This is a genomic window from Kribbella sp. VKM Ac-2569, assembly GCF_004216905.1.
In the GTDB taxonomy this organism is placed as follows: domain Bacteria; phylum Actinomycetota; class Actinomycetes; order Propionibacteriales; family Kribbellaceae; genus Kribbella.
Genome location: NZ_SGXJ01000011.1, coordinates 1 through 5,728 on the forward strand (window position 1 = coordinate 1; position 5,728 = coordinate 5,728).

Annotated in this window: 3 rRNA genes; all 3 read right to left on the bottom strand. The window is 55.7% G+C overall.

Annotated elements, in window-relative coordinates:
- Positions 1-51: 51 nt before the first annotated feature.
- A 5S ribosomal RNA gene (gene rrf / locus EV649_RS40635) occupies positions 52-169 on the bottom strand.
- Between the two features lie 160 nt (positions 170-329).
- A 23S ribosomal RNA gene (locus EV649_RS40640) occupies positions 330-3,456 on the bottom strand.
- Positions 3,457-3,952: 496 nt separating this feature from the next.
- Positions 3,953-5,477, bottom strand: a 16S ribosomal RNA gene (locus tag EV649_RS40645).
- Together the 16S, 23S and 5S rRNA genes form the textbook arrangement of a ribosomal RNA operon.
- Positions 5,478-5,728: the final 251 nt, after the last annotated feature.

The following is a 5,728-nucleotide window of genomic DNA, read 5'->3' on the forward strand; positions in this document are numbered from 1 at the left end:
CCACAAATGTTAAGGGCCACCCCTAGTGGGGTGGCCCTTAACAGTGTGAATGTCCGGCGGCGTCCTACTCTCCCACGACCTCCCGGTCGCAGTACCATCGGCGCTGGCGGGCTTAACTTCCAGGTTCGGAATGGAGACTGGGTGTTTCCCCGACGCTATGGCCACCGAAACTCTATAGAAATATCAATCAAACACACACGAGCCACAATGGCTGGGGTTTGACCGTATTCCGGGAACCGTACAGTGAACGCGAACATCGTTACTTTATAGCGCAGGCTTGTTATCAACAAACACAATGTCTCAGAGTCTGTTTCCATCAATGATGGGTGTGTGACAAGCCCTCGGCCTATTAGTACCAGTCAGCTCCACACCTTGCGGTGCTTCCACCTCTGGCCTATCAACCCAGTGGTCTACTGGGGGCCTTACCCGGTTAACCCGGTGGGAGACCTCATCTTGAAGCGTGCTTCCCGCTTAGATGCTTTCAGCGGTTATCACTCCCGAACGTAGCCAACCAGCCGTGCTCCTGGCGGAACAACTGGCACACCAGAGGTTCGTCCACCCCGGTCCTCTCGTACTAGGGGCAGCCCTTCTCAAGTCTCCTGCGCGCGCAGCGGATAGGGACCGAACTGTCTCACGACGTTCTAAACCCAGCTCGCGTGCCGCTTTAATGGGCGAACAGCCCAACCCTTGGGACCTACTCCAGCCCCAGGATGCGACGAGCCGACATCGAGGTGCCAAACCATCCCGTCGATATGGACTCTTGGGGAAGATCAGCCTGTTATCCCCGGGGTACCTTTTATCCGTTGAGCGACGGTGCTCCCACATGCCACCGCCGGATCACTAGTTCCGACTTTCGTCCCTGCTCGACATGTCTGTCTCACAGTCAAGCTCCCTTGTGCACTTACACTCGACACCTGATTGCCAACCAGGCTGAGGGAACCTTTGAGCGCCTCCGTTACCTTTTAGGAGGCGACCGCCCCAGTCAAACTACCCACCAGGCACTGTCCCTGATCCGGATAACGGACCAAAGTTAGACAGCCAGAACAATCAGAGTGGTATTTCAACGATGACTCCACCCGAACTGGCGTCCGAGTTTCACAGTCTCCCACCTATCCTACACAAATTGTACCGACCACCAATACCAAGTTGTAGTAAAGGTCCCGGGGTCTTTCCGTCCTGCTGCGCGTAACGAGCATCTTTACTCGTAATGCAATTTCGCCGAGTCCATGGTTGAGACAGCGCCCAAGTCGTTACGCCATTCGTGCAGGTCGGAACTTACCCGACAAGGAATTTCGCTACCTTAGGATGGTTATAGTTACCACCGCCGTTTACTGGCGCTTAAGTTCAAAGCTTCGCCGGCCGAAACCAGCTAACCTGTCCCCTTAACGTTCCAGCACCGGGCAGGCGTCAGTCCGTATACATCGAATTACTTCTTCGCACGGACCTGTGTTTTTAGTAAACAGTCGCTTGGGCCTGGTCTCTGCGACCATCACCGCTTCCACCAGCAAGTGGTGTAACGGATCAGGTCCCCCTTCTCCCGAAGTTACGGGGGCATTTTGCCGAGTTCCTTAACCATGGTTCACTCGATCGCCTTGGTATTCTCTACCTGATCACCTGTGTCGGTTTGGGGTACGGGCGGCTCTAACACTCACTGCGAAGTTTTTCTCGGCAGCATGGGATCATCCACTTCCCCTGAACGGGTCCGCCTCGGCTCTCAGGCTATGTGAGACACGGATTTGCCTATGCCTCGCCCTACCACCTTGCCCGCGGATCAGCTTGCGCCTACCATCGCCGCGGTTGGACTACCCTCCTGCGTCACTCCTCAATGCACCTACTACCACCTCGGGTCACCGACTCCACCCCTCCGTCCGAAGACATCAAGGTTTCGTTGGCTTAGCATCAGCGGGTTCGGTCGGGTCGTGTTAATGCCGGTACGGGAATATCAACCCGTTGTCCATCGACTACGCCTGTCGGCCTCGCCTTAGGTCCCGACTTACCCAGGGCAGATTAGCTTGACCCTGGAACCCTTGATCATCCGGCGGACGGGTTTCTCACCCGTCATTCGCTACTCATGCCTGCATTCTCACTCGTGCAGCATCCACAACTCCATCACTAGGCTGCTTCACACGCTGCACGACGCTCCCCTACCCATCCACACACCTGGACCAGAACCAAGTTCTGGCCGGGTAATAGTGTAAATGCCACAGCTTCGGCGGATTGCTTGAGCCCCGCTACATTGTCGGCGCGGAATCACTTGACCAGTGAGCTATTACGCACTCTTTCAAGGGTGGCTGCTTCTAAGCCAACCTCCTGGTTGTCTGGGCAACTCCACATCCTTTTCCACTTAGCAATCGCTTAGGGGCCTTAGCTGGTGATCTGGGCTGTTTCCCTCTCGACTACGGAGCTTATCCCCCGCAGTCTCACTGCCGCGCTCTCACTTACCGGCATTCGGAGTTTGGCTGATTTCGGTAAGCCGGTAAGCCCCCTAGACCATCCAGTGCTCTACCTCCGGTAAGAAACACGCGACGCTGCACCTATATGCATTTCGGGGAGAACCAGCTATCACGGAGTTTGATTGGCCTTTCACCCCTATCCACAGGTCATCCCCCAGGTTTTCAACCCTGGTGGGTTCGGTCCTCCACGCGGTCTTACCCACGCTTCAACCTGCCCATGGATAGATCACTCCGCTTCGGGTCTAGAGCATGCGACTAAAGCGCCCTATTCAGACTCGCTTTCGCTACGGCTACCCCACACGGGTTAACCTCGCCACACACCACTAACTCGCAGGCTCATTCTTCAAAAGGCACGCCGTCACACATTCACAAGGAACATGCTCCGACGGATTGTAGGCAATCGGTTTCAGGTACTATTTCACTCCCCTCCCGGGGTACTTTTCATCTTTCCCTCACGGTACTAGTCCGCTATCGGTCACCAAGAAGTATTTAGGCTTAGCGGGTGGTCCCGCCAGATTCACACGGGATTTCAAGAGTCCCGTGCTACTTGGGAAAACACTCAAGAGTCACTGTCTTACGCCTACAGGGCTATAACCCACTACGGCTCAACATTCCAGAAGATTCGACTTCAACAGTGATTTATAACTCTTCGACACCACGGCATCAGTGTCAGAATGCTCCCACAACCCCACATGCGCAACGCACGCCGGCTATCACACGCACATGGTTTAGCCTCATCCGCTTTCGCTCGCCACTACTCACGGAATCACTATTGTTTTCTCTTCCTGCGGGTACTGAGATGTTTCACTTCCCCGCGTTCCCTCCAGAACCCTATGTGTTCAGGCACTGGTAACTGGCTTTAGAATGCCAGCTGGGTTTCCCCATTCGGACACCCCCGGATCACAGCTCGGTTGCCAACTCCCCGGGGCTTATCGCAGGCTCCAACGTCCTTCATCGGCTCTTGGTACCAAGACATCCACCGATTGCCCTTAGTAGCTTGTCACAAAAAACAAACAACAAAAGACAAAATTACGCTACAAAGAGATGCTCGCGTCCACTATACAGTTCTCAAAATACGGGCAGGAACACCAACCCTGAACCACCACCACCCAGTAGAAGAACATCCCGCAGGGAAACAACACACCCACAGAACCCTCAACACCAGACGTTTGGTGAGAGCCGGCCCCAGCCACCCGACACACACAATCCGCAAAGATCAGTGCATCCGTGACCCAGAAGAAACAACCCCAACCCCCAGAAACCAAAGTTCCTGTTGGCCAGGCCCGATTCCTCAGGACCCAACAGCGCGCCTCGGCCACTCACCTGATCTCACACACGTTCCACGCAACCCCGAAGGATCGCAGTACTAGCTTGCTCGAACAGACTCCTGGCCTAATGGTCAATGTTCCACATTCCGAAGCACCATCACCTTGAGACGAATGCTCAAGCAGTGATGAATAGGCACCGAGCTCAAAGAGCCGGCGCCGAATGCTCCTTAGAAAGGAGGTGATCCAGCCGCACCTTCCGGTACGGCTACCTTGTTACGACTTCGTCCTAATCGCCAGCCCCACCTTCGACGGCTCCCTCCACAAGGGTTAGGCCACCGGCTTCGGGTGTTGCCGACTTTCATGACGTGACGGGCGGTGTGTACAAGGCCCGGGAACGTATTCACCGCAGCGTTGCTGATCTGCGATTACTAGCGACTCCGACTTCATGGGGTCGAGTTGCAGACCCCAATCCGAACTGAGACCGGCTTTTTGGGATTCGCTCCACCTTACAGTTTCGCAGCCCTTTGTACCGGCCATTGTAGCATGCGTGAAGCCCTGGACATAAGGGGCATGATGACTTGACGTCATCCCCACCTTCCTCCGAGTTGACCCCGGCAGTCTCCTATGAGTCCCCACCACCCCGAAGGGCGTGCTGGCAACATAGGACGAGGGTTGCGCTCGTTGCGGGACTTAACCCAACATCTCACGACACGAGCTGACGACAGCCATGCACCACCTGTATAGGACCCTTACGGACCCCCCATCTCTGGAGGATTTCCCTATATGTCAAACCCAGGTAAGGTTCTTCGCGTTGCATCGAATTAATCCGCATGCTCCGCCGCTTGTGCGGGCCCCCGTCAATTCCTTTGAGTTTTAGCCTTGCGGCCGTACTCCCCAGGCGGGGCGCTTAATGCGTTAGCTGCGGCACGGAGGACGTGGAATGTCCCCCACACCTAGCGCCCAACGTTTACGGCGTGGACTACCAGGGTATCTAATCCTGTTCGCTACCCACGCTTTCGCTCCTCAGCGTCAGGTAAGGCCCAGAGAGCCGCCTTCGCCACCGGTGTTCTTCCTGATATCTGCGCATTCCACCGCTACACCAGGAGTTCCGCTCTCCCCTGCCTACCTCTAGTCTGCCCGTATCGGAAGCAGGCTCGGGGTTAAGCCCCGAGTTTTCACTCCCGACGTGACGAACCGCCTACGAGCCCTTTACGCCCAATAATTCCGGACAACGCTCGGACCCTACGTATTACCGCGGCTGCTGGCACGTAGTTGGCCGGTCCTTCTTCTGCAGGTACCGTCACTCTCGCTTCGTCCCTGCTGAAAGAGGTTTACAACCCGAAGGCCGTCATCCCTCACGCGGCGTTGCTGCGTCAGACTTTCGTCCATTGCGCAATATTCCCCACTGCTGCCTCCCGTAGGAGTCTGGGCCGTGTCTCAGTCCCAGTGTGGCCGGTCGCCCTCTCAGGCCGGCTACCCGTCGACGCCTTGGTAGGCCATTACCCCACCAACAAGCTGATAGGCCGCGAGCCCATCCCCAACCGCCAGAACTTTCAACCACACCCCATGAGGAGCATAGTATTATCCGGTATTAGACCCCGTTTCCGAGGCTTATCCCAAAGTTGAGGGTAGGTTGCTCACGTGTTACTCACCCGTTCGCCGCTCGTGTACCCCCGAAGGGGCCTTACCGCTCGACTTGCATGTGTTAAGCACGCCGCCAGCGTTCGTCCTGAGCCAGGATCAAACTCTCCGTTGAAAAATATGACAACCAGCCAAAAGACTGGATAGTCGACACATCGAGTGATCCTTTGAATCAGAAACAATCAAACTGACTTGTCATCCGTATTAATTTCAAAGGAATCCGCCACAGAACACAGACAAACCACCACCCAAAGCCTCGAAGAGACCGGGTGAAGAAAATGCCCAATGCCTGTGAACGGGGATACTTCAATTTCGGCATTGACTTTCGGCACGCTGTTGAGTTCTCAAGAATCGGACGCACACCGC